Origin of the sequence: Streptococcus sp. HMSC072G04 (genome assembly GCF_001813295.1) — a bacterium.
Classification (GTDB): Bacteria; Bacillota; Bacilli; order Lactobacillales; family Streptococcaceae; genus Streptococcus.
In genome coordinates this window covers 22,202-48,375 of sequence record NZ_KV812027.1, presented here as the reverse complement: position 1 = coordinate 48,375, position 26,174 = coordinate 22,202, and the positions used below count along the sequence as shown (strand labels likewise).

Annotated in this window: 22 protein-coding genes; 21 read left to right on the top strand and 1 reads right to left on the bottom strand. The window is 41.8% G+C overall.

Going from position 1 to position 26,174, the window contains the following annotated elements:
* Positions 1 to 2 precede the first annotated feature (2 nt).
* The 10 genes from HMPREF2904_RS05965 to HMPREF2904_RS05920 all read left to right on the top strand — a co-directional run bounded on the left by HMPREF2904_RS05965 (position 3) and on the right by HMPREF2904_RS05920 (position 10,601).
* A complete protein-coding gene (locus HMPREF2904_RS05965; RefSeq protein ID WP_070660949.1) occupies positions 3 to 1,604 on the top strand; it encodes a lipase family protein in 1,602 nt (533 codons plus the stop codon).
* On the top strand, positions 1,583 to 1,963 hold the full coding sequence (locus HMPREF2904_RS05960) for a type III secretion protein (protein ID WP_070660946.1): 381 nt from the start codon (positions 1,583 to 1,585) through the stop codon (positions 1,961 to 1,963). The genes HMPREF2904_RS05965 and HMPREF2904_RS05960 overlap by 22 nt, the downstream gene beginning before the upstream one ends.
* A gap of 18 nt (positions 1,964 to 1,981) precedes the next feature.
* Complete coding sequence (locus HMPREF2904_RS05955) at positions 1,982 to 2,281, top strand: hypothetical protein (RefSeq protein WP_070586354.1); 300 nt, start codon at positions 1,982 to 1,984, stop codon at positions 2,279 to 2,281.
* A 357-nt stretch (positions 2,282 to 2,638) separates the two neighbouring features.
* Entirely contained in the window at positions 2,639 to 4,768 is a 2,130-nt protein-coding gene (locus HMPREF2904_RS05950) for an AAA family ATPase (RefSeq protein WP_049523161.1), read from the top strand.
* 225 nt (positions 4,769 to 4,993) lie between these two features.
* Complete coding sequence (locus tag HMPREF2904_RS05945; protein WP_003009969.1) at positions 4,994 to 5,239, top strand: hypothetical protein; 246 nt, start codon at positions 4,994 to 4,996, stop codon at positions 5,237 to 5,239.
* A gap of 156 nt (positions 5,240 to 5,395) precedes the next feature.
* Complete coding sequence (gene yajC / locus HMPREF2904_RS05940; RefSeq protein WP_070660943.1) at positions 5,396 to 5,722, top strand: preprotein translocase subunit YajC; 327 nt, start codon at positions 5,396 to 5,398, stop codon at positions 5,720 to 5,722.
* A 154-nt stretch (positions 5,723 to 5,876) separates the two neighbouring features.
* Positions 5,877 to 6,626 carry an isoprenyl transferase gene (locus HMPREF2904_RS05935; RefSeq protein ID WP_070660940.1) on the top strand — a complete coding sequence of 250 codons (750 nt, stop codon included), beginning with the start codon at positions 5,877 to 5,879 and terminating at the stop codon, positions 6,624 to 6,626.
* A gap of 9 nt (positions 6,627 to 6,635) precedes the next feature.
* A complete protein-coding gene (locus tag HMPREF2904_RS05930) occupies positions 6,636 to 7,439 on the top strand; it encodes a phosphatidate cytidylyltransferase (protein ID WP_023919527.1) in 804 nt (267 codons plus the stop codon).
* Between the two features lie 36 nt (positions 7,440 to 7,475).
* Entirely contained in the window at positions 7,476 to 8,735 is a 1,260-nt protein-coding gene (gene rseP / locus HMPREF2904_RS05925; RefSeq protein WP_070660937.1) for an RIP metalloprotease RseP, read from the top strand.
* A gap of 15 nt (positions 8,736 to 8,750) precedes the next feature.
* A complete protein-coding gene (locus HMPREF2904_RS05920; RefSeq protein ID WP_021154372.1) occupies positions 8,751 to 10,601 on the top strand; it encodes a proline--tRNA ligase in 1,851 nt (616 codons plus the stop codon).
* A 54-nt stretch (positions 10,602 to 10,655) separates the two neighbouring features.
* Here the strand turns inward: HMPREF2904_RS05920 and HMPREF2904_RS05915 are convergent, their stop codons facing one another.
* Complete coding sequence (locus tag HMPREF2904_RS05915) at positions 10,656 to 11,207, bottom strand: hypothetical protein (protein WP_070660934.1); 552 nt, start codon at positions 11,205 to 11,207, stop codon at positions 10,656 to 10,658.
* A gap of 476 nt (positions 11,208 to 11,683) precedes the next feature.
* Between HMPREF2904_RS05915 and HMPREF2904_RS05910 the strand changes: the two genes are divergently transcribed.
* From HMPREF2904_RS05910 to HMPREF2904_RS05860, 11 genes are all read left to right on the top strand, one after another.
* Positions 11,684 to 11,971 carry a WXG100 family type VII secretion target gene (locus tag HMPREF2904_RS05910; protein ID WP_003009979.1) on the top strand — a complete coding sequence of 96 codons (288 nt, stop codon included), beginning with the start codon at positions 11,684 to 11,686 and terminating at the stop codon, positions 11,969 to 11,971.
* 131 nt (positions 11,972 to 12,102) lie between these two features.
* On the top strand, positions 12,103 to 15,126 hold the full coding sequence (gene esaA, locus HMPREF2904_RS05905; protein WP_070660931.1) for a type VII secretion protein EsaA: 3,024 nt from the start codon (positions 12,103 to 12,105) through the stop codon (positions 15,124 to 15,126).
* A complete protein-coding gene (essA, locus tag HMPREF2904_RS05900; protein ID WP_070660928.1) occupies positions 15,123 to 15,578 on the top strand; it encodes a type VII secretion protein EssA in 456 nt (151 codons plus the stop codon). Before esaA ends, essA begins: the two co-directional genes overlap by 4 nt.
* The gene (locus HMPREF2904_RS05895) at positions 15,579 to 15,821 is read left to right on the top strand and encodes an EsaB/YukD family protein (protein WP_003013697.1); all 243 of its coding nucleotides are present in this window, start codon (positions 15,579 to 15,581) and stop codon (positions 15,819 to 15,821) included.
* A gap of 1 nt (position 15,822) precedes the next feature.
* Complete coding sequence (essB, locus tag HMPREF2904_RS05890) at positions 15,823 to 17,112, top strand: type VII secretion protein EssB (RefSeq protein WP_070660925.1); 1,290 nt, start codon at positions 15,823 to 15,825, stop codon at positions 17,110 to 17,112.
* 3 nt (positions 17,113 to 17,115) lie between these two features.
* Positions 17,116 to 21,540 (top strand): type VII secretion protein EssC, encoded by a 4,425-nt coding sequence (gene essC, locus HMPREF2904_RS05885; protein ID WP_070660923.1) that lies wholly within the window; start codon positions 17,116 to 17,118, stop codon positions 21,538 to 21,540.
* The gene (locus HMPREF2904_RS05880; RefSeq protein ID WP_070660921.1) at positions 21,537 to 21,890 is read left to right on the top strand and encodes a hypothetical protein; all 354 of its coding nucleotides are present in this window, start codon (positions 21,537 to 21,539) and stop codon (positions 21,888 to 21,890) included. The genes essC and HMPREF2904_RS05880 overlap by 4 nt, the downstream gene beginning before the upstream one ends.
* Positions 21,891 to 21,900: 10 nt before the next feature.
* Positions 21,901 to 24,105, top strand: a complete 2,205-nt coding sequence (locus HMPREF2904_RS05875; RefSeq protein WP_070660918.1) for a hypothetical protein — start codon at positions 21,901 to 21,903, stop codon at positions 24,103 to 24,105.
* Entirely contained in the window at positions 24,092 to 25,072 is a 981-nt protein-coding gene (locus HMPREF2904_RS05870) for a hypothetical protein (protein ID WP_003009995.1), read from the top strand. Before HMPREF2904_RS05875 ends, HMPREF2904_RS05870 begins: the two co-directional genes overlap by 14 nt.
* Before the next feature lie 39 nt (positions 25,073 to 25,111).
* The gene (locus HMPREF2904_RS05865) at positions 25,112 to 25,465 is read left to right on the top strand and encodes a hypothetical protein (RefSeq protein WP_256263242.1); all 354 of its coding nucleotides are present in this window, start codon (positions 25,112 to 25,114) and stop codon (positions 25,463 to 25,465) included.
* A 179-nt stretch (positions 25,466 to 25,644) separates the two neighbouring features.
* Positions 25,645 to 26,172 carry a hypothetical protein gene (locus tag HMPREF2904_RS05860; RefSeq protein ID WP_070660914.1) on the top strand — a complete coding sequence of 176 codons (528 nt, stop codon included), beginning with the start codon at positions 25,645 to 25,647 and terminating at the stop codon, positions 26,170 to 26,172.
* Positions 26,173 to 26,174: the final 2 nt, after the last annotated feature.

Genomic DNA, 26,174 nt, shown 5'->3' with positions numbered 1-26,174 from the left:
TAATGGCTAATAATTTAAATTTCAATGATCAACAAAATGTTAAAGCTGCTCTACTTGAATACGAAAAAGATGTCAAAATAAATGGAAAGTTTAAAATTGGGACGAAGAAAGACGAATACATTGGTAATGTTGCCCATATTTATGATAATGTAAATGACAATGAGGAGCAAGTCTTCGTTCTTACTAATAATGGCCAAGGCGCGCAACAAAATGCAGTCCCCTATACTGCTTCTGATGAAGCGCGTGCCCAAATCCATGACGTGACTGTCTTGATGAAGGGATCTGAAACTGATACAAGTACACAAAAATTACTCCATGATACATATACGGATTGGGTAAAGACAGATTTGCCAGCAGCTTCCAATATTTTGAACCCTGGTGGTGCAAGTGAGTATGCAACAGAATATGCGAAGAATTATGCGCGAGATAAGGCTAAAGATAGTTTTAACAATGCTGTAGAAGCTTTTGAAGATGCAATTATTCCTACATCTGTTAATCTTCCACCGGAGGCCACTCCCGTTGGTAGGTTCATACAAAAAGCAATGGACAATCCTGTCAGCAATTTCGTACAGGAAAAAGCATCAGATATGGTCGGCTTTTTTGCAGAAAGAACAGCCGAAGAACAGGTTAAATTTCCTGCTTTAATGGGAGCTGCTTTTTTAAAAAAATACAATGATGAAAACGGGACTTTCCCGCCTCCGCAATTTAAAGATGCTGCAGCTCATTTGAAAGAGGTGATCCGAAAATACCCCAATGCCAAGATCGATCTATACGGTCACTCTCTGGGGTCTATGAATATTCAGTATGCGCTTGCCTGCTTGACGGAAGAAGAAGCGTCTCATATTGGGACTGTCCATCTATACAATGGCCCTAATGCCTATTCCATCTTAACACCCGAGCAAAAAGCGCGTATAGATTCGCTGAAGTACAAAATCTACAACCACATTGACCATAAAGATTTGGTTAGCTTGGGCTATCAGGATTCTGGAAGCAAGGAATCCAGTGGGATTGTCAAGCACCTCAAAACTAAGAATTTGATAAATACTGGCCTGCAGCACATGATGCATGGTTATATCTATGATAAGGATGGGAATTTGGTTCTTGAAAAGGGAACGGAAGCCATCACTCGGAAGGAAATCATTGAAGAGCGGATGAAGGTTTACTATCGCCTAAAGGATAAATTGCAAAAAACAGGTGGTGGACTGAGCTCAAGTGAACGGATCTATCTGGATGCTTTGCAGGCGCGCTTGGCTTCTGATGAGCTGTTTCGAGTAGTGGATGAAGGGCTGGAGCAAGCTCAGAAATCTAAGGCACAACTGGATACAGATTTAGAAGCTTTGGAGAAAGTATTACATACCGTTCCGAAAGGCTTCATTCTCAATCTTGCGGAAGTAGAAGAGGCCTATGCACAGGCTGGTGCAACAAAGCAAACAGTTGTCACTGAAGTAAGAGAAAGGTTTGACAATCGTTTGGCTGCATATCAGTCCTTATCGAATGAATTTCATACTTTAAACGAGCAAGTGAATGCAGGAATTGAGCTCTTAAAAGCAAAAGATCAAGAAATAGCAGGAGAAATGAACCAGTGGGAACAACTAGCTTATTAATTTCATCTACTCTTTCGAAAAAGGAAAAGAAACTAGATCACTTGGAAAGAGAGTTCCAAAAAGCGCGCTTGGAGCTAGATGAAAAGCGTTGCCTAGTGGAAAGAAAACAGCAGCTCTTCACCCAGATGCTGGAAGAAGAGTATGCGTTGGCAGCTTCCTTTTTACAAGAGCAGGAGGTTGATGTCAGTTGTGGATGGGAGTCCCTCCATCGCTGTATCGAAGAGTATGATCTCGAAGCTAGAGAAGCTGCACAAGTAGCTTTAAAACAGATCGAAATCGAGGAAGAGAATTTATGGCAATCCTACCGGAAAGATAGACGCCAACTGGAAGAGGAGTTTGCACAAGATAAAGTTTCATAGTATAGAAGAGGAGGAAGTATGGGTGATAGTCCAGTCAAAGATTTCTTTGATTTAGATATGAAAGATAAGATGAGGATCATCGAAAGCCGAAAGAAACTTGAAAAAGATTTAATCCGGGTTGTCTATGCGCCCGTTTTATTGACCTGCAAGGCAGGAGTTGAGAAGCGTTACAATGATGGCTTGACTGCGATTGCAACAGTAGCTGAAGAAGACGTCCAAGTGGTCGGAAAGCAACTAGACCAATCCATGGTGGGGCAATTTGCTAAAAATGTACAGACAGCTATTCAAGAAAAAGCTGGTAAATTTAAATCTATCTAGCCAAGAACTTCTATTTAAATATGGAATCTGGAGTGACATCCAGATTTTTTTAATAAATTTTAAAAATTATGTAAAAAAGTGTTGACAAAGAAATCAGTCTGCGTTATAATAATTTATGTAAACAAAAAGAGGTTGGAAAAACCTACTGGTTTACAAGATCAATAGTGGAAAGGAGATGGTGATATGCTATTTCCAGAATTAAGACAACTAATTGATAAAAGGAAAAATAGAAACTGTTAGCCTGTAGGGCTATTATTAAATAAATGAATTAAAATTATGTAAACAATCAAATGGCAGCCAATTGGTCTGCTAATTTTCAAGAATGAATTAAAATTATGTAAATTAGAGGTATACAATATGAATAACAACTTTAACAATATGGATGATCTTTTCAATCAACTAATGGGAAACATGGGTGGTTTTCGTTCTGAAAGCCGTCGCTACATGATCAACGGTCGTGAAGTGACACCTGAAGAATTCGCTATTTACCGCCAAACCGGTCAACTTCCAAATGAAGGAAGCGAGCAAGTGCAACACCATCAAGGTAAAGGAATGAAACAAGATGGGATCCTTGCAAAACTTGGTCGCAACTTGACCGAAGAAGCTCGTGAAGGAAAATTGGATCCAGTCATCGGACGTAATAAAGAAATTCAAGAAACTGCTGAAATCTTGTCACGTCGTACCAAGAACAACCCTGTCCTTGTAGGGGATGCCGGTGTTGGTAAAACAGCAGTTGTAGAAGGTTTGGCACAAGCTATTGTGAACGGAGATGTTCCAGCTGCTATCAAGAACAAAGAAATCATCTCGATTGATATTTCTGGTCTAGAAGCTGGTACGCAATACCGTGGTAGCTTTGAAGAAAATATTCAAAATCTGATCCAAGAAGTCAAGGCTATGGGAAATGTTATTCTCTTCTTTGATGAAATCCATCAAATCCTTGGTGCAGGTAGCACAGGTGATGGTCAAGGATCTAAAGGTCTTGCGGATATCATCAAACCTGCTCTTTCACGTGGGGAATTGACAGTCATTGGGGCAACTACTCAAGATGAATACCGTAACACCATCTTGAAGAATGCAGCTCTTGCTCGTCGTTTCAACGAAGTGAAAGTCAATGCTCCATCAGCTGAAGATACTTTCAAGATTCTCCAAGGGATCCGTGATCTTTATGAAAAACACCACAATGTCATCTTGCCAGATGAAGTTTTGAAAGCAGCGGTTGATTATTCGATCCAATACATTCCACAACGTAGCTTGCCTGATAAGGCCATTGACTTGGTCGATGTGACAGCTGCTCACTTGGCAGCCCAACATCCAGTAACAGATGTCCATGCTGTGGAACATGAAATTGAAGAAGAAAAAGCTAAACAAGAAGCTGCAGCTGCTAAAGAAGATTACGAAGCAGCTCTTAATGCAAAAGTTCGTATCGAAGAACTTGAAAAGAAAATTGAAAACCATACGGAAGACCATAAAGTAACGGCAACAATCAACGATGTGGCTGAATCTGTAGAACGGATGACGGGTATTCCAGTGTCACAAATGGGTGCAACTGATATCGAACGTTTGAAAGATATGGGTCACCGTTTGCAAACTAAGGTTATCGGTCAAGATAAAGCCGTTGAAGCAGTGGCACGTGCCATCCGTCGGAACCGTGCAGGATTTGACGAAGGGAACCGCCCAATCGGTAGCTTCCTCTTTGTAGGTCCTACTGGTGTTGGTAAAACTGAGTTGGCTAAACAATTGGCTCTTGATATGTTCGGAACCAAAGATGCCATCATCCGTTTGGATATGTCAGAATACAGCGACCGTACAGCCGTTTCTAAATTGATTGGTACAACAGCTGGTTATGTTGGTTACGATGACAACAGCAATACCTTGACAGAACGTGTTCGCCGTAACCCATACTCAATCGTTCTTCTCGACGAAATTGAAAAGGCGGACCCTCAAGTGATCACACTTCTCCTCCAAGTTTTGGATGATGGTCGTTTGACAGATGGTCAAGGGAACACGGTCAACTTCAAGAACACTGTGATTATCGCCACTTCAAACGCTGGCTTTGGTTACGAAGCCAACTTGACAGAAGATGCGGATAAACCAGAACTCATGGATCGTTTGAAACCTTACTTCCGTCCAGAATTCTTGAACCGTTTCAACGCTGTCATTGAATTCTCACACTTGAGCAAGGAAGACCTTTCTAAGATTGTTGATTTGATGTTGGTAGATGTCAATAAGACCCTTTCTAAGAAAGAAATCGACTTAGCAGTGAGCGATGCAGCTAAAGAATACATGACTGAAGAAGGTTATGATGAAGTGATGGGTGTTCGTCCACTCCGTCGGGTAGTTGAACAACAAATCCGTGACAAAGTCACAGACTTCCACTTGGATAACTTGGATGCCAAACATCTCGAAGCAGACATGGAAGATGGTGTCCTTGTGATTAGAGAAAAAGACACAAAGAAGGAAGAAAACGCTGATAAACAAGCAGATTAAGGCGAATTAGTTTGTGAAAAATAGAGACTGCTATCATATAGCAGTCTTTATTTTTTCTTCCCACCTGGGGGAAATTATTCGCCGTATAAGGCCAAAATCCTCCTATTTGAGCTAAAAAAACATCAATAATTAGTGAAATTAATCCAATTTGAGCAAAATTATTAATAAATAAAGAAAATAAGTATATAATCTATACAAGAATAAAATTTGAGGAATGGAAGTAAGATGAGCAATACAATTGATATCTACTCAACTCCCGAATACAGAAAAGTGGAAGCCGTTGTTCAACTGATGGTTGACGGTCGCTTGACGAGCTATCGTGTCGCAACTGAAACAAACATCAGCAAAATGAGCTTAGCGACTTTGACGAAGGGAACGAGTAAAATCAAAAATATTACCTATCAAACGGCTTTGGCCTTGATTGATTGGTATGATGAGAATCATGAAAAGTATGGCATTACGATTGACTAGTCAGTAGCCCACTTTTCGTGGTTTTTTTCTTTTTCATCAAAACTTGCCTCCTCTCTGAGACTGGAGTCTGATTTTACTTGAAGAGGATGGGAAAACTTGAAAAGACGGGCGAAATTTGATATAGTATAGCATATATGAAAATTAAAGGAGAAACATATGCAAGGCGGAAGTTTGCTAATTATGCTCGTTCTTATGGTCAGTTTGATGTACTTCATGAGCCGTAGCCAAAAGAAACAGTACCAAAAACGGATGGAAAGTTTGAATAAACTTCAAAAAGGAAATGAAGTCATCACGATTGGTGGCTTGTACGGAACCATCGATGAAGTCGATACAGACCGCAAGACCGTTGTCTTGGATGTTGATGGTGTCTACCTGACCTTTGAATTGGGAGCGATCAAAACAGTTCTTCCTGTATCAGAAGGAATCTCAGCCACTGCTACAGAAGGTGCTAGCTCAGATGCTGATTCAGCCATCGAAGAATAATCATCAAAGAAGAGGCAAAGGCCTCTTTTTTGGTGGGCAAATAGGACGATGTGATGAAGGAAAGCCTTGCTGGTTCAAAAAAGAGGCCAGAGTCCCTATTTTATGGGGATTTATGGTATAATGAAGCGATAAATATTGAAATAGGTAGAAAAACATGTTTCGTTTTAAGAAAAAAGAAAAAATCGAGATACCTTTAGAAGTCCCGAAACACATTGGGATCATTATGGATGGTAATGGTCGCTGGGCGAAAAAGCGGATGCAACCGCGCGTCTTCGGTCATAAGGCAGGGATGGAAGCTCTCCAAGAAGTGACGATTGCAGCAAAAAATATGGGGGTTCAGGTCTTGACTGTCTATGCCTTTTCTACGGAAAACTGGACACGCCCTGAAGATGAAGTCAAGTTCATCATGCACTTGCCGGTCGAATTTTATGATCGTTTCTTCCCCGAATTGCATCGCAACAATGTCAAGATTCAAATGATTGGTGACACCAAGAAATTACCAAAAGAAACGCTGGAGGCTTTGGAAAGAGCAGAAGCGATGACCCATCTCAATACAGGCTTGATCCTGAATTTCGCACTCAATTATGGTGGACGTGCAGAGATCACTCAGGCTGTGAAGCAGATCGCCCAAGAAGTCTTGGATGCGAAGTTTAGTCCAGAAGATATCACAGAAGAGATGATCGCAGATTCTCTCTATACCGAGAGTTTGCCACGTGTCCTAAGGGATCCGGATTTGATTATTCGTACCAGCGGAGAGATCCGTTTGAGTAATTTCCTTCCTTGGCAGGCTGCTTATAGTGAGTTGTATTTCACAGATGTGATGTGGCCAGATTTTGGAGAGGAAGCACTACGAAGTGCCATAGTAGAATATAGCCATCGCCATCGGAGATTTGGTGGTGTTTAGGAGAAGATGATGACGAAAGATTTACAAAAACGTGTGATTTTTGGAGGAATTGCCCTGCTCTTTTTCATTCCAACAGTAATGGTTGGAGGGGTATTCTTCCAGATTGTGATTGGCTTGATCGCCATGCTAGGGGTTCATGAATTGCTCAAGATGAAGGGGCTTGAGACAGCGACTTTTGAAGGAGCGCTAGCCATGTTAGCGGCCTTCGTCCTGACTTTGCCGATCGAGGACTACCTCCCTTACCTTCCAGCAGATGGCAATATGATTGCCTATGGTCTGGTTGTCTTGATTCTCATGGGGACAACTGTTCTTGCTCAGAATTATAATTATGAAGATGTGGTCTACCCCATTGCGTCCAGCTTTTATGTTGGACTCGGCTTCCATTCCTTAGTAGATGCGCGAATCGCTGGTATTGATAAGGTTTTGTTAGCCCTCTTTATTGTCTGGGCTACAGATTCAGGTGCTTATCTGGTAGGAAGCCGGTTTGGGAAACGCAAGCTCATGCCTGCGGTTTCTCCTAATAAAACGATTGAAGGCAGTCTTGGGGGAATCTTGTCTGCAGTTGCGGTAACTGTGATCTATATGATCGTGGATCGCTCTGTGGCAGGTGGACATGGTTTTCTTGCTATGATCTTCTTTACCATCCTCTTTAGTATCGCAGGTCAGTTTGGAGATCTGGTAGAGAGCGCGATTAAACGCCATTTCGGTGTGAAAGATTCTGGGAAATTTATTCCAGGACATGGTGGTGTTCTAGACCGCTTTGATAGTTTGATTTTTGTCTTTCCCTTGATGCATTTCTTGGGTTTGTTCTAAGACAGAAGAAATAGAAAGGAAACCACGTATAGAACGATGCAGTTTATTGCCTTTATTGTTATTTTTGGAGTGATCGTTCTCGTTCACGAGTTTGGTCATTTCTATTTTGCAAAAAAATCGGGCATCCTGGTGCGAGAATTCTCGATCGGGATGGGTCCCAAGATCTTTGCCCATATTGGTCAAGATGGAACAGCCTATACGATTCGCATTCTACCTTTAGGTGGCTATGTTCGTATGGCTGGCTGGGGTGAGGATACAACTGAGATTAAAACCGGAACACCTGTCAGCTTGACGCTAAATGAGGTTAGCAAGGTTGTCCGGATCAATCTTTCAGGAAAGAATCTGGATCAGACAGCCCTTCCCATGAATGTTACCCAGTTTGACTTTGAAGACAAACTGGAAATTACAGGCTTGGTTCTCGATGAGACCAAGACTTATGATGTCGATCATGATGCGACCATCGTTGAGGAAGATGGGACAGAGGTGCGGATTGCACCGAGAGATGTTCAGTATCAGAATGCCAGCATTTGGGGACGGTTGATCACCAACTTTGCGGGTCCTATGAACAACTTTATCCTCAGTATTGTCGTCTACTCACTTCTAGCTTTTATGCGAGGCGGTGCGATTGACTACTACAGCAACAATGTTCAGGTGGCACCCGATGGGGCGCTGGCTAAGGTCGGTGTCAAAAGCAATGTTCAGATCCTTCAAGTCAATAACGATACCGTTAGCAACTGGGATGAGCTGACAGATGCTGTCGAAAAAGCAACCAAGGACAGCAAGACGGCTCCTGAATTGACCCTGAAAATCAAAACAGACGGCCAAGAAAAAGAAGTCAAAGTGAAGCCAACCAAGTCAGGGAATCGTTACTATTTGGGTGTGACAAATGGCCTCAAGACAGGATTTGTGGATAAACTCTTGTCTGGTTTTACAGATACCTGGAATACAGCGACACGGATTTTGGGAGCTTTGAAAGATATCATTTTCCACTTTAGTCTCAATAAACTGGGTGGTCCGGTCGCCATCTACAATGCCAGCTCACAAGCTGCTCAATTAGGGATTCCAGCAGTCTTATCTCTTATGGCCATGCTCTCTATTAATATTGGGATCTTCAATCTAATCCCGATTCCCGCTTTGGATGGCGGGAAAATCTTGATCAATTTGATCGAGGTCGTCCGGAGAAAGCCACTGAAACAGGAAGTAGAAACCTACATGACGCTTGCAGGTGTAGCTGTAATGGTTATTTTGATGATTGCTGTCACCTGGAATGATATTATGAAATTATTTTTGAAATAGAAAAGGATATTGTCCATGAAACAAAGTAAAATGTTGATTCCAACGCTTCGCGAAATGCCAAGCGATGCTCAAGTCATTAGCCATGCTTTGATGTTGCGTGCAGGTTATGTTCGCCAAGTCTCAGCTGGTGTCTATTCTTATCTGCCATTAGCAAATCGAGTGATTGAAAAAGCAAAAGGCATCATGCGCCAAGAATTTGAAAAAATTGGAGCAGTAGAAATGCTTGCTCCAGCCCTTTTGAGTGCGGATCTCTGGCGTGAATCTGGTCGTTACGAAACTTACGGGGAAGACCTCTATAAGTTGAAAAACCGTGAAGGCTCTGACTTTATCTTAGGTCCAACTCACGAAGAAACTTTTACCGCTATTGTGCGCGACTCAGTAAAATCTTACAAACAATTGCCGTTGAATCTCTACCAAATTCAACCAAAATACCGCGATGAAAAACGCCCACGGAACGGTCTTCTTCGGACCCGTGAGTTCATCATGAAAGATGGCTATAGCTTCCATGCTAACTACGATAGCTTAGATGTCACTTATGATGAATACAAGGCAGCTTATGAGCGAATCTTCACCCGCAGTGGTATCGACTACAAAGCCATCATCGGTGATGGTGGTGCTATGGGCGGAAAAGATAGCCAAGAGTTTATGGCTGTTACGCCTGCTCGTACAGACTTGGACCGTTGGGTTGTTTTAGACAAATCGGTGGCTTCCTTTGATGAGATCCCAGCAGAAGTCCAAGAAGAAATCAAAGCAGAATTGCTCAAATGGATGGTCTCTGGTGAAGATACCATTGCCTATTCAAGTGAATCAACCTATGCTGCCAACTTGGAGATGGCTACTAACGAATACAAGCCAAGTAACCGTGTCGTAGCGGAAGAAGAAGTGAAACGCGTGGAAACACCAGGTGTCAAATCGATTGATGAAGTAGCTGCATTCTTGGATGTTCCAGAAGAAGCTACTATCAAGACTTTGGTTTACATTGCAGATGGTGAGCCTGTTGTAGCCCTTCTTGTAGGTAATGATCAGCTCAATGAAGTGAAGTTGAAAAACCACCTCGGCGCAGACTTCTTTGAACCTGCAACCGAAGTGGAAGTGAAAGAATTATTAGGAGCAGATTTTGGCTCTCTCGGTCCAGTAGATCTTCCTGAAAATGTTAAGATTATCGCAGACCGCAAGGTCCAAGACAGCCGCAATGCAGTAGTCGGTGCCAATGAAACAGGCTACCACTTGACTGGTGTCAACCCAGGACGTGACTTTACTGCAGAATACGTCGATATCCGTGAAGTTCGTGAAGGCGAAATCTCACCAGATGGGAAAGGGGTCTTGAACTTTGCACGTGGGATCGAAATCGGTCACATTTTCAAACTCGGTACACGCTACTCCGCTAGCATGGGAGCAGATGTCTTAGACGAAAACGGTCGTGCAGTTCCAATCATCATGGGCTGCTACGGAATCGGTGTCAGCCGTCTTCTTTCAGCCGTTATGGAGCAACATGCACGCCTCTTTGTCAATAAGACTCCAAAAGGGGAGTACCGTTACGCTTGGGGAATTAACTTCCCTAAAGAATTGGCGCCATTTGATGTGCATTTGATTCCAGTCAATGTTAAGGATGAAGCAAGCCTTGCTTTGACCGATCGGATCGAAGAAGCCTTGGTGAATAAAGGCTACGAAGTCTTGGTGGATGACCGAAATGAACGCGCTGGTGTCAAATTCAGCGATAGTGATTTGATTGGACTTCCAATCCGCGTAACAGTTGGTAAGAAAGCAGCTGAAGGCATCGTTGAAGTGAAAATCAAAGCGACAGGAGATACCATCGAAGTTCATGCGGACAATCTCCTTGAAACTCTTTCAATCTTGAACAAATAAGAAAAAGCTTTCTGAGCCCTCACCAGTGTGGTGATGAAACTCAGGAAGCTCTTTTTATTTTTCTTCTTTGAGACCTTGATCTTTGAAATAGGTAAAGAGATCTTGAGGTTTGCCATTGAGGTATTTCTTGAACTCGGCTCTTTCTTCCTCCCCTTGATCTCCGTAGATGGTAGCAAACTCATCTTTCTTGATTTTTGAGAAGTCAGCCTGTAAGACTTTAGCATAGGATTGTTTATCTTTTGAAATTTGAATGCGGAAGCTAAGTCCAGGCTTACCATTTAAGGTTTTATAGATATCGCTATGTTCTAATTCTTCTTGGTAGATTTCCTTTAATTCAGGAAGATCCATGTCTTGCAAATCTGAGGAAATGGGTTCAAAACTAAGGAAAGTAAAAGAGACAATTTCCTCATTCTTGTAGCCAATTTGAATTTTGTTTTGGTAGTGATCACCGAGGTCACGAACAAAGGTCTTGGTTTGGACTTGCTCCTTTTTGTTTTGAGTGGCCTCTTGCTTGGAAGAAGCGGCAGTAGTTCCTTTGCCTTGTTGGCCTTGGCTACAAGCGGTAAGAGCTAGTAGACAGACAGAGGCAAGTAGAAATTTTTTCATATATACTCCTTATAGGTTAATGGTGTTCGATCTTGTATGAAACAAGTTTTGAACAGGTTTCATTATACCATAAAAGTTTTAAAAATGAAAAAATATACAAAAATCATCAAAGATTGTATCTAAAATCACCTAAAATCAACATTTTTTATCTATGTGTCGAGTTAATATAACAGGACAGAGTGTCTTCTTTTCTTATCAGAAATAATACTAGTTGGAGACTACTGGGGCAAGGAATTTCAGATATATGTTACGTTTGTATAACAAATTATTTCAAAAATGTAACAAAGTTACAATATTTTATCAGTTGGGGCTCAAAACTTGACTTTCTCGCAATATTTCATTAAGATATCTTTAAGTAAATAATACAAATAGGGAGTGAAAAGGTAAATATACAGTTTTTTGGATTTTTACTAATTCGTACTAAATGTATTGTTTATGAAAAAAATATTAGGGTATCAGCCCAAAAGGAGAAACATATGGCTCAAATTAAATTAACTCCGGAAGAACTACGTCAATCAGCACAACGCTATTCACAAGGTTCTCAAGAAATCGATCAAATCCTTAACACTTTGACTCATGAACAACAAGTCATCGACGCAAACTGGGATGGATCTGCATTTGATAGCTTTGAAGCACAATTCAACGAATTGTCTCCAAAAATCAAACAATTCGCTCAATTGTTGGAAGACATCAACGCTCAATTGATCAAAGTTGCTGATATCGTTGAACAAACTGACCAAGATATCGCTGCACAAATCCACTAAGATAGTCTTGGAGGTGATCTTACTTCTTGTAGGTAGATCACCCTTTTGTCTTTTGATATATAGAAAATAGGGGTTAGATTCTTAATTCCTAACCCCTATTTTGTATCTATGAATTAGAAAAAGGAAAAGGTATAGAAGTGAAAAAGAAAAAATGGTTAAAATACATCGGTCAGAGTGCAGTTGTGCTCCTTTTGATGGGATCTGTAGTGGGTCTTTATACGACGGTTCAAAAGGACCAAAAGCAAAACGAAGCCAAGACCGTACAAACGACAGAAAACACCAAGCTTAATATTGCGGTTGTCAATGAAGACAAGGCGGTCAAACTGAATGATAAAGAATACAACCTTGGGGCTAGCTATGTAAAGAATATCGAACGGGATAATTCGCAAAACTGGTCTGTACTCCCTCGTGGAGCCGCTGAGTCAGGGCTTGCAGATGGCAAGTACCAGTTGATGATTGTCATTCCAAGTGACTTCTCAGAGAAGGTCTTGGAAGTGAATGCGGTTAATGCAGAGAAGACCACGGTGACGTATAAGGTCAATGCGGCTGGAAATTCTCAGGTTGAAAACGAAGCCAATAAAGTCGCTAAAGATATCGTTTCAGACTTGAATAGCCAGTTGGTTGATATGTATATGGTCAGCATTTTGAGCAACCTCTATACAGCTCAGAAGAACGTGGAAACAAGTAACAAGATCCAATCGACCAACATTGGTTCATACCGAAGCAACTTGCTGGATTCGGCCTTGGATTCCAAGAATATCTTCCCAAGTCTCTATAGCTTGTCTGCGTCATCTGTTGAGTCGAATAATGCCTTGAAGACAGTCCTTGAGTCTTATACACAGGCTTTTGATCAATTGACCCAATCTCAGGATCAGTACGGTCAAAACTTCGACACATTGATCAAGCAACGCTCTGAGGACAAGATCAGCCATGAAGAGTTCATGAACCAGCTGATGTCTATGAACCAGTCTGTTGTCAGTGAAAAGACCCAAGAGTTGTATAAGAATCTACAACAAAACCAAGAAGCAATTACCAAACAATTGAGTCAACCAACTGAAACAGAAGGAGATGCTTCAGGGACCAAGACCTATGCAGGTTTGACAAAAGATGTGAATGATCGTGTGGCAGACCTCGAAAAAGGGATCAAGGCAGAACGCGACAAATTAGATGAGCACGAAAATAACATCGAGTCTTCTGTAAAAGCGAAGATCCTTGACTACTATGGTCTAAAAGAAGGAGACAAAGTCACTCTTCGTACCTTGCTTGGAAAGCCAAAAATCGAAACTATCAGCAAGGCTCGAGATAAAGCGGATGATGACATTCGTCAAGCAATTGAAAAGCTTCCGTCTTTAGATCCTGCTAGTCTGAATCTGAATAAGTATGGGAATCTCAACGCAGCGATTGATTTTGATAGTGCTTTTGCTGGAACGAAGGCGCAAGCAAAAGGGAATGCCGATGAATTAAAACGATTGGCTGCAGAAGTGGATGCCAAATCAACGGCAGTTGCGGATGTTCTTAATGCTAAATCTGGAAAACAAAAAGTTAGCATTCAAGTACCTGCAGGAGTCAAGGTTGATACTTGGACCTATGATGGACAGACTTATGCAGGCAGTGGTGAGCAGGAAGTCGAACTAAAAGATGGCAAACAAATTCAAATTCACCTTGTTGAAGATGGAGGAGCTATGCCAAGCGCGATTGATGTTGAAGTCCTTGTGAATGGGGTTCCTTCAACTAGTGTGACCGTATCTGCAGAAGATTTGAAAACAGCTGTCGCTAACTATGCATCGAAAGCTAGTGAAATTGCTCTGGATTATCAACGCACAGGAGCATTGATCGATGCCTACTATCCAAAAGATGAAAAGGGAGATCGTCATTCACTCTATGATCCAATCGAAGATATGGATTTGACAAACGCTTTGGTCGACATCGTGAAGGCTGCTGTTTCAAGTAACATGAAGGACTACCGTAAGAGTATTGAAACTGATGAATCTGGGGATGCAACGAAGAGTGTGAAAGCCCAGTTAGACGGTACACTCCAACAGTTGCAAGACTTGGGACCACAATTGCAGGCCAATCTTCAAGCAATCGAAAATACTAACAAAGATCTAACCCAAAATATCAACGATCAATTGACGCAATATGCTGATCTTCAAAAACGCTTAGAAGCTATCTCAGCTGCACAAGAAACAGTGACACAGGCTCAAACCAAGACCGATGCAGATTTGTCAGCCCTTGGTTCTGAATACACGTCATTATTGAGCTCGACAGAAGGCGTTAAGAGCTCGTCTCGTAGCAATGTAGAAGCGGCTAACTCTACCAATGAAATCTTTAGTCAATTGAACAAAGAATTGGAAAAAGCCCAAGGCAATACAGAGAAATTGTCTAGCAATGCGGAAAGTTTGATGGGTGAATTCGACAAGGAATTGTCTGAAAATGGGAACTTCGTTGAAGCCTTCCGTAAGGTCTTCAACAATGCCTATGAAAACGGAGTGCCGAATGAAGTCTTGCTCGACTTCTTGTCAAATCCAGTCGCAGAGAAATCTTCTTCTGTGAAAGCGACCATCAACGTCTACCGTCCATTTATCTGGATCTTTATGTTGGAAGTCTTGAGCCTCTTTACAGCTTATCTCTTTGCGACTCAGCCAATCATCCGTAAGGTTAAGGACCGTTTCAAATTGGATCGTTTGCAAGAATCAGATCTCTTGTCTGTCGGTGTCCTTGTGGGACTCTCTCTCATCCTTGGACTGGTGATCGGAATGATTTCAAGTATCCAACTCTCTGTTGGTCGTGAATATGTACCTTCTTGGGTATTCTTAGCGGTTCTAGCAAGCTTTGTCTTGGTACAACTGCAATACCTTCTCTTGAAACACTTCCGTGTGATTGGAATGGGACTAGCCTTCTTCATGTTGATCAGCTACGTCTACCTATCAAGTGCGATCGGAACGACTGCGACCTTGTCAGGCCTTCCAGCACTGGTGAAAAATGTCAACCTCCTTTCTATTTTAGAAGGACAGTTTGCGGGTTACTTTGATGGACAAACAGCCGGTATCGGCGTCTTCTTCGGATTGTTGGTCTTCTTCGGACTTTTGGCGGTTGCCAATATCTTCATTCCTAAGAAGTTTACTCAAACAAAGGAAATTGAATCAAGCTTATGAAAAAAATGATGTATCTTCTCTTTGTCTTTAGTCTCTTGCCAGTAGCTGTTGTTTCTGCAGATGATTTTATTGATAATCGTCTGCAGGTCAACAACTCACGTCTTGAGACAGAAGAGGAAAAGACACTTGGTGGCCAATTGGATGCCACTGAGTCTCTTTTCAATGAGAAGGATCAGAAAAAATTAGCAGATGAAAAACGCAAGCAAGAGAAACAATTGACCGATTCTGACGGCCAGTTGTTTTCTGCTATAAAGGGAAAGAAAAAAACAGGGCCTGAAGCGGACCTGTTCCAGCCTGAAAATCAAAAATTATCTAAATTCGAGTCCAATGTGGAGGACAATTCGGCTAGCCTGTCGGATTTTATTCCAGCCTTGCAAATGCTGGCTTGGAGTGCCCTTCTCTTTGGGATTGCTGGCTATATTTCCTATCGAATCTATAGAAAAGAGGCCTAAATGGACCAACATATCAATGTCACCTTCCGTATGAATGGTGCAAGCCATGACCTCCGAATCCCAACACGGATGGAGGTGCGACGCTTGATTCGGGAATTGGATCAGATCTTTGGGTCTGCCATGGAGCCTAGAAGCAAGTATCAGTTGCGCGTGGTAAATAAGGGCATCTTGCTAGATGAAGGCAAGGTGGTACAAGAGTATCCGATCACGAGTGGTGATCTGATCGAGATTGAGGAGTGGTAAGGTGAAAGAAGAACAATTTACACTGGAAGAACAAGTCTTCCGTTTTGAAAAAGAAGAAACAAGCTGGCGGCTGGACCTTAAGCGTTCAGAAGTGGATAGCCAGGATTTACGCAATTTATGGATTTTGGATCTCCATCATCCCTTGTTTTTAGAGCAGAGCATGACAGCGGATCAAGACCAGATTCATCTGACCTATCAGACGGATGCGCTAGGCTTGAGTGCTGAAGAAATCCAAGAATTACCAGTATCAGACCGTCTGCGTCTAGCCATCAATGTCTTGGATTTGGCGCCGGCCTTGGAGCTTCCGGTGACCTTTATGTTGCATCCCATCAATTTGTTTGTGACCAAGGATGCGCAAGTCAAGATCGCTTATCGCGGGGTTCCGGGAATGATGGTGCCACGCAAGTGGGATCAGGATGAATTCTTGCGTCAGGCCAAGTGCTATGCGGTCACTCTTTTTGGGGACTGGGATTTCATGGAGCTCTATCAAGGCACACTTGAATTAGAAGATCTGCCTGATTTCTTGGTAGAAATCCGTGATGCTACTAGCTTAGAAGAGATGAAAGCTCTCTTAGAGAAAGCCTACCAAGAACGCAAGGAAGAGGAAGAAAAGACCTTGACCTTGGTTTCAAGTCGTCAACACCGAATCTTTAAGTTGGCAACAGTATGGCTTTCAGCTGTAGTGGCCCTCTTACTCTTGCCCTTGATTTATTTGGTCTTTTTCCAAGCACCTTTTAAAGAAAAGTTGCTTCAAGCGGATACAGCCTATCTCAAGGTAGACTACACCGGTGTGATCGATGAATTGGAGGGAGTAGCTCCAAGCAGTCTTCCAACGACACAGAAATATGAGTTGGCAACGTCTTATTTGCAAGGCTTGAATTTTTCAGAGGACCAAAAAAAGGTCATCCTTAACAACGTCACGCTCAAGTCAGATAGCCTCTATCTCCACTACTGGATCTATATCGGCCGTCATGACTTTACTCAAGCGCTGGATACGGCCAAGCGGATCGACGATTCAGACTTGATTATCTATGCCCTTCGTAAAGAAATCAAGGCGACACGTGATAGCGAAAAACTCTCTGGTGAACAGCGCGAGAAGAAACTCTCTGAGCTTGAGGGTGAATACAAGAAATACTGGGATGCCCGCTCTAAACTCTTGGAAGCAGAGACAGATGAAACCAAATCTTCCACTAGCAGCTCAACAACAGCTTCATCTACAGAAGGCTCCTCAACAGAAAGCTCGTCTTCTACAACTGCAAGCTCGACTGAGTCTAGCGACCACAAGGAGTAGTCTATGAAAAAACGTATCATACTCTATAGAAAAGGTTTTCGCTATGAGCTAGCGCTAGAAGAGGGAAAAACAGCGACCGTATCGAATCAAGAAACAGCTCAGTTGACCCTGGCTTCGCAAGAACCCCCCCTTCATTTCCAATGGAGTCAAGGAGAAATCTTCTACCAGTATGGTGAAGACAAGGGTGTGCTTGAAAATAGCAAGATCCTTGGGGATGTGGTCTGCTACTTGGCGACAGGGGAAGTCCATACTTATGAACTGTTAGACAAGGAAGAAATCCTCGTAGCAGATGAAAAGGGTGCGGATGTGCGCTTGCACTATCCAGTACGCTTTCTCCTTGTGAAAAAAGAGCAGACCTGGACTTGCCAGCTCTTATCTGGAAAACTCTACCATAACCACAAACTCGTCAGTGAAGCGACTTTTCCACTGGCCTTTGGGGATGAGTTGGCCATTGGAGATGTGACCTTTAAACTCTATCCAGAAGAATTTGGCGTGGAAGGGGCTGTCGAAGTGAGTCCTTATCTAGTGCCGCGTTTGCATTCACGTTATGACTTCTACAAGGACTATCCAGAGTACCACCGGTCTCCGCGGATCATCTACCGGAGTTCGGAAGACAAGATCTTGATCAATCCTCCGGGAGCGGAGCCTCAAAAGCCATCAGATGAACTCTTGAAGTTGATCATGCCACCCCTCATCATGGTTGGGGTGACCCTCTTGATCACCATTTTCCAACCGCGGGGTCTCTATATCATCGCGACGGTATCCATGTCTGTGGTCAGTGTGATCTTTTCGATCCAAGGATTCTTCAAGAATCGTAAGAAATACAAAGAAGACAAGAAAGAGCGCGTGGAGCTCTACCATCTCTATCTCAAGGATAAGGCTAAGGACTTGGAACAGCTATCTCGTAAGCAGAGAGAAGGCATGTTTTACCATTTCCCAGCGATCGAAGATTTGACCAAGATGGTCAAACGCTATGATTCGCGGATCTACGAAAAAACACCGCTTCATTTTGACTTTTTGGCTTATCGTTTGGGCTTGGGCAAGGTTCCAACCAGCTATGAGCTCAAATATGGTCAGGAAGAACGCAGTGGGAAGAAAGACGCCTTGGAAGAAGAAGGCTATGCCCTTTTCCAAGCTCATCAAAAGATCGACAATCTTCCGATTGTAGCCAGCCTTAATCGGGGACCTGTAGGTTACGTCGGTCCTCGTCCTATCGTGCTAGAGCAGTTGCAACTCCTGGTTGCCCAATTGGCAGTCTTTCACTCTTACCATGATCTGACCATTATTCCGATCATTCCAGAAGAGGAAAAAGAAAGCTGGGATTGGATGCGCTGGTTGCCTCATGCGACTCTGCAAGACATGAATGTCCGTAGCTTTGTCTACAATCAGCGGACACGCGATCAGGTCTTAAACAGTCTCAACCAGATCCTCAAGCTTCGCAAGGCGCAAAAAGAGGAAGAAAAAGCCAATGATACCAAGATCTTCCACCCTCACTATGTGGTCCTCATCACCGATGAAACCTTGATTTTGGATCATGTCATCATGGAGTTCTTCCGTGAGGATCCGACAGAGCTCGGCTGCTCCATCATCTATGTAGCAGATGTGCTCTCATCACTTTCTGAAAATATCCAAACGGTTATCTCTATCAAGGACCGCAACCAAGGGCAATTGCTCTTGCAAGAAGGGGTTCTTCGAGAACTTGACTTCCAATTGGATCACTTCCCTGAAGGTTATGACAAGGAAGCCATCTCGCGTGGCCTAGCCCCTCTTAAGCATATCCAACAGCTCAAGAGCTCAATTCCGGACTCGGTGACCTTCCTTGAAATGTACCAGGCAGAGACCTTCAATGACCTCAAGGTCTTGAGTCGTTGGGAGAGCCATGCCCCTTACCAAAGTTTGGCTGTTCCGATCGGTCTGCGCGGGAAGGACGATTTGGTCTACCTCAATCTCCATGAAAAAGCTCATGGACCACACGGTTTGATCGCAGGGACGACCGGGTCTGGTAAGTCTGAAACCATTCAGTCTTATATCCTGAGCCTTGCTGTCAACTTCCACCCCCACGATGTGGCTTTCCTCCTCATCGACTACAAGGGTGGGGGAATGGCCAACCTCTTCAAGGATCTGCCTCACTTGCTTGGAACTATCACCAACTTGGATGGTGCCCAGTCTATGCGGGCCCTAGCCTCTATCAATGCAGAGATTCATCGTCGGGAGCGGCTCTTTGGACAATATGGGGTCAACCATATCAACCAATACCAAAAGAAATTTAAACTCGGTGAAGCGACCGAACCGCTACCTCACCTCTTCTTGATCAGTGATGAGTTTGCCGAACTCAAGGTCAACCAACCAGACTTCATCAAGGAATTGGTCTCTATCGCGCGTGTCGGGCGTTCCCTTGGGGTGCACTTGATTCTTGCGACGCAAAAACCTTCTGGGGTCGTGGACGACCAGATCTGGTCCAACTCCCGCTTCAAGCTAGCCCTTAAGGTGGCAGACCGTGGCGACTCTATGGAGATGCTGCGGACGGCAGATGCAGCTGAGATCACCCAGACTGGTCGTGCCTATCTCCAAGTCGGGAATAACGAAGTCTATGAACTCTTCCAAACCGCTTGGTCAGGAGCAGACTACCAGCCTGAGAAGGACCAGTTAGGAATCGAAGACCATACCATCTACTTGATCAATGAACTGGGCCAATACGAAGTCCTCAACCAAGACCTCTCTGGTCTTGATATGGCAGAAGAAATCAAGGAAGTGCCGACAGAGCTGGATGTCATCGTGCAAGAGATTAATCACTTGCACCAACAAGAAGGCATCGCAGCTGTGGCTCAACCATGGTTGCCACCGCTCAAAGAGCGAATTACGCTGGATGAGTTGGACAAGGTCGTACCGATCGAGGCTTGGCAAAAAAGGACAGCTCCAAGCGTCCTGATCGGGGTCGCCGATATCCCGCAAGCGCAAAAGCAAGAAGCAGTCGCTATCGATCTGTCAAAAGATGGCAATATCCTCCTTTACGGAAGTCCAGGTACAGGAAAGACCACTTTCCTACAGACAGCTGCAATGGATCTAGCTCGCAAGCAGAGTCCAGAAAATCTGACCATGTACCTGCTGGATTTTGGGACCAATGGTCTAGCACCCCTGACTCAATTGCCACATGTGGCCGATAGCCTTTTACTTGATCAGACGGAGAAAATCCAGAAATTCATCCGAATCATCAACCGCGAGTTGGATCGTCGCAAGAAGCTCCTGTCTGAGCATGGTGTCGGCACCATCGCCCTCTACCGTGAAGTGACCGGCAAGCAAGAGCCAACCATGGTCATCCTCATGGATAGCTATGAGTCTATGAAGGACGAGCCTTATGAGACAGACCTCTTCAAACTCTTCATGCGGATCTCTCGTGAAGGTCTCAGCATCGGAGTGCACTTGATCATCACAGCTAGCCGTCAGAACAACCTACGGGCTCAGCTCTATTCAAACTTCAAACACCAGCTGACCTTGCCACAAAATGATATCTCTGAAGTCCGCGGTATCGTGGGAGCAACCCCACTAGCGTCTACGATGGAAGACATCAAGGGACGTGCGCTCATGAAACGTGACGAAGTCGATGTCGTCCAGTTCGCTCTACCTGTCGCAGGGGATAATGATATCCAAATCATCAACAACCTCCGCGACCAAGTCCAAAGCCTCAAAGAGATGTGGACAGGCCGCACCCCAGCAGGTATCCCAATGGTGCCAGATGAGTTGACAGAAGCAGCCTTCTATGGACGTGAGGATGTAGCAGCTTTGTTGGATGAAGGAAAAGTACCACTCGGATTGGATCTGGAAACAGTTGAGCCGGTAACATGGGATCCTGATGTATCAAACTTACTTTATTTAACAAGTAAAGAAAGTCAAATGACAAATCTGCTAAAACAATTAATCCAGTATGGTCAAAAACATCAAGAGAAGTTAGTTGTATTCGCACCTGAACATAATTTCTTACCTAAAATAGAAAATATAGAAGTATTAAGTTCAAAAGAAGATGTAATGGATATGATTGGCGGATTAGCATTAAAAGTTTCTGAGAGACTAGGTAAACGATTGACAGATCACGTAGTTAAAATCATTATCCTTGATTTTGCGCATTTTGTTGATGGTTTAGATTCAGTAACACAGCAAAAATTAATCAGTGTATTAGAAAAAGGCTATCGCGTAGGTTATAGTTCTGTAATTATGAGTGATTCAGGTATTTCTAGCCGTTATGATCCTGTAACAAAAGAAGTGAAGAAAATATCACAGGTTCTTTTAGGCCTTCGCTACACAGATCAGACAATTGTTACAGCAGTTAATAAACCGATGAGAGAAGGGCAACTAGGCTATCAAGAGCATTATTATATTAGACAAAATACCTTGAATAAAATTAAGGTTTTAGTAGATAAGGAGTCAATATGAGTAAATCTGAACTTATAGCACAAATTAACAAAATTCATGCAATTGTAAATACTTCAAGAGAGAAATTAAAAAAACTACTAGCCGCTAAGAGCAAAGTAGATACGATAGAGATTGCGTTGAAGTATATTCCCGAAAATGCAGAAAGCATAAAAGATTCCTATGATTTATATGGCACTCCATATGATGTGATGGCTACTGATGAAAAACAAGTTATTACTCAAGCAAATACAGATTTTAAAAAAGTACGGGAGACTGTATCAAATGAGTTAGAGCAAGCTATTAAACAAGAAAATACTATTATAAGTAGTAATAGCTATTTGTTGGAATCATTGCAAAAACAACTCAGTTAAGGAGGACAATATGGCTAAAGTTAAAATTAATAGTATTTCAGAATTAGAGTCATATGGAAAGAATATAAAAGACTTCTCTGATAAGTATGAAGTAGAAACCAATGCTCTGTATCGCAATTTTACTGATAAAGCAGGTAATGATAGTAAAGGGGCTGCCGTAAATGCTTACTTTAAAAAGTTAAATACAATACAAAGTCAAATCTTTTCTCAATTACCGTCTGCTATTAAAAAATATGGGGAAGTTGTAACAACGTATGTTAGTGAAATTAGAGCGACAGAGTTTGTTGATAAGTGTTATAGTAGCTATACAGGAGCGAATGATTTATCGAGCCTACTTAAAGGAGCACAAACAAATGATATTTTCAATCTGTCCAAAGATTTAGATGAAGCTTTTAAACAGGCAGCGGATGCTATGGGAAATTCTCCATATAATACAGAGGGAGATCTTAATAAAGCTACGACAGATTTAGAGAATGCAGCTACTAAACGAATTGAAAAAGATGAGGCGGTACAAGAAGCCTATAGTAAATTTACAAAGAATCTTGAAGACGAGACTGTTACAATAAAGAGCTTCCAGGATATATTAAATAATGCAATCTGTTTTTCTGATATTCCTAGTTCAGCAATCTTTCAAGCCATTGCAAATGGACATCTCACAGCAACGCAAATGTATTATTTGAATATTCCAAAAACTAAGGAGGATGCTCAGGCACTGAAAGCTATTATTAGTGATAAGCCTGGTGACGTATTGAAGGTAGATCCGAATAAAATTTCTGAACAAATGTATGCGGTTATTGCTAATGAACAGAATGACTGGACGCTAGCTGAGAATAATGAAATGTGGCAACACTTTGTAAATGCTTTAGGTGATTATTCAGTTGAACGAAATGACATTTTCACAAATGGTATATTAAAGGCAGAGGATGCTCTTGCACAAATATTAATGCTCCAAATGTATCAACTGTATGAGGATAATCATAAGTCAACTTTACCAGAGAATGCAACTCCTGAACAAATAGAGGAATATGAAGAAAAGATGAAAAATTATCAAATTCTGTATGATTCCTATCAATCGGAGTTGAATGCAATCAATAGTAATACAGGTTTGATGTACTCTCTACAAGTTTTAGAAATAGGAACTTCAGTGGAGTCCAAATTCTTCGAAAACAGAAGAACAATGGAATATTACTACTATAAAAAGGTAGCAGAAGTTGAATTAAATAACGGTCAGTTTAATATTAAAACAGATAAAGGATTCTTTCAGTTCGACGTTAACACGATACAGACAGCTTATCAACAGAGGGAACTTAAGCCTACTGACAAAGATTATACCTGGGGAGAGTATAATGAATACACAGCAACAACGGAATATTCTGATTTTGGAATGGAAGCTTCGGAGTACAGTGAACGGTTAGAAGGACTTCGGAAAGAAAGACAGAAAGCGCATGATGATTTTAACAATAGTATCCTACAAGCAGTAGCTGAAACAGGAATATCTTTTATTCCATTTGGTTCGACTGCTTTATCGGTCGTCAAGACTTTGGGTGCAGTGAGTGATGGATTTAAAGGTAATGAGTTTCAGTCTAACGGTACGGATGCTATTAAGTCGGCAAGAGATGATTATAAAAGTTTCTATAAGAAAACTACAGGTCAGGATATCCCTGATACAAAATTTGATAAATTATGGGATCATTGGAGTAAGTTGAGCTCCGGAATATCTGATGGAGTAAAAGCTATAAACACTTATAACTCTGCTATTAGTCAGATTGATCAGCAAACTTCCGAAGCTAGAAACGATTTTATGGAAAAGATTTTGGACTATGGAGGATGGGACCTATCAGAAAATGGGAAATCTACTATAGCAAATGGAAGATTTGGTCAGTACTATGATTTTAATGCAATTCTGAGAGTGAAGGAATTAAATAAGTTAGGTCTAAAGGGTTACATTAATAATGCGACAAATCTTACTGAGAATGATTTAGATGCTGCGATCAATAAGACATTTACAGAAGAAGACAAACAAGCCTATTCGGATGTCATTGCCTATGCGAGAGGTAAAGAAACAGCTTTAAAATTACAAGATATGTCTCCAGAACAATTGGAAAAATTCACTACTATCGTTAAGAATCTCGGAAGAGATGGTATGTCAGGCTTGGGAGACTATTTTGATAAAGAATACCAAATAGAAGAGGTGAAGCCGTATGGTGCTAAATAGCAAAAGCAATAATAGTATCTTTGTCTCTTCTCGATTATTATTAGGAATAATCTTTATTTTTCTTCTTTTTGGCTGTTCAAACCATTTAGAGGATGACCAAAAAAAATCTAGTAGTTCAGATAGAAATGAAGATTTCAGTGTTTATAACCTCAATGCAGACATTCACAAATTTGAATTTATTCATGATAAAAACGGTATTATTGTTGAGTGGGATTTTGAAAATAACAAGGTGGCGAAAGCTATTAATTCCTCTGATTGGATTAGAGTAAATCCAAATTTTCTTGTTAGAGAGCGCGAAAAATTAAGACGAGTGACTGCTAGTAAAGAAATGAAGTCAGATGAATATGCATATCTGGACATCTTTGATTTAACCAATAAAAAAGCCCCTAAAAAAGAAATAGATGTTTGGAAATTAATGGTAAATTATTTAAAAAATGATCATATAGAGTTACATGGTACGCTGCCAATTCTTAGAAGAATAGGTGACAATGATTATGTTGTTCTCTCGATAACCGAACAGAAAAAATATCGATACTTTTTACTAAATCTTAGAACTCTAAAAATAGATGCTGAGAAAACAGAGCAAGAGCTTAATGTGAAAAATCAGATTGACATCAGGTTGTTCACAGATGAAAAAAACAGATCGGGTGTTGAGCCTTTTGATAACGGATTTTGGAAATCACAAGATTATAACGGAGACATCAATTTAAAATATTCCGACCCATCAGTATTCAAGCTTTTTTCTAATAAGAATAGCTTTGCTTATAAAGTAATTAATGAGGAGAATGGGACTATTATAAATGGTAGGGAACTCATCAATCTTGAGACAGAATTCCTGAAAACTGGAGTATCTGTTTATGATGGTTTATACTTAGATGCTAAATGGAGTATCGAAGGGAAGACAACAAAAATCACAAACTATGAGGATATACAGAAATATTATAATGGTAGAATGGGGATAAATTAATGTATATAGAATTTAAGAGGAGGAAGTAATTATATGGTAATGGACTCGACAGTTGAAATAGATGTTGCTCATATTCATGGTATTCAAGTTGCTGCAAAAGAACTAGGTGATCAGATCACTGATGGAGCTTCAGCTGTTTCCGATGACTCAGGGGATTTGATTTCATCTGGAACAAATGAAATCAAGTCAATAGTGGGGAATGTTGCCACAGTGGTGAGTAAACTAAATAACTATTTAGACCATGTAGCGACATCGTTTTATAAAGCAGATATTTCTATAGCCAGCTCCATTTCAAAAGGTGGTGTGGTAGAATCGTATGGAAAACCCAAAAATAATACTACAGATACATCGCCTACTGATGGTGAAAAAGCTGCAGCAGATGGTTTACCTTGATTAATTTAGGCTCTTTACCAACTCTGTATTGGTTGATGAAAAGTTAAACCTTAGAGAGAACCACGGTTCTCTCTTTTTCATCCCCCAACTTTCTCCACCTAGTAACTAACTTGATCTTCAAACTAATTTCCGGTATGATAGTAAGGAATGATGTATAAATGATAAATGAGGAGTGACCTATGTCTAAAGAAGCTTATTTACAGCTGAAAAAAGAATTTTTGATGCGTTTTGTTTTTAATGTGGGGATTGCGGGGATTGGTCTTGTGTTATTGATGATTATGATTTTCAATCAATCACGCTATATTCCCTACTTGCTCGTAGTCATGGGGATGATTTCCTTAATGAATCAAGTCTTGGTCATGCCGACCAAGACCAAGAAAGATGCCTGTGAGAAAGAGCATCCGGAGTGGAAGGAGCTTTTGACGAAGGGCGTCAAGGTCGACTCTAAAGAACAGTCAAAACGCTATGGGGTGAGTCTGATCGCTTTGCTCGTGGTCATCGGGGCTTTCTTTGCCATGTATCGTCCGACCCTCCAAGCGCAAAAAGAGCAAGAGGAGAAAGTGGAAATCCGGCAGAAGTTGCAACCTGCTATGGAGAATATCCAAAAGCAAGAACAAAGCTCACGAGAAGCGGTCCAGTCACAGATGAAGGATCTGCTGCGGACACCGAGCTCCAGCTCAGAAACAGAGGCGACAAGTGGAGAGTGATC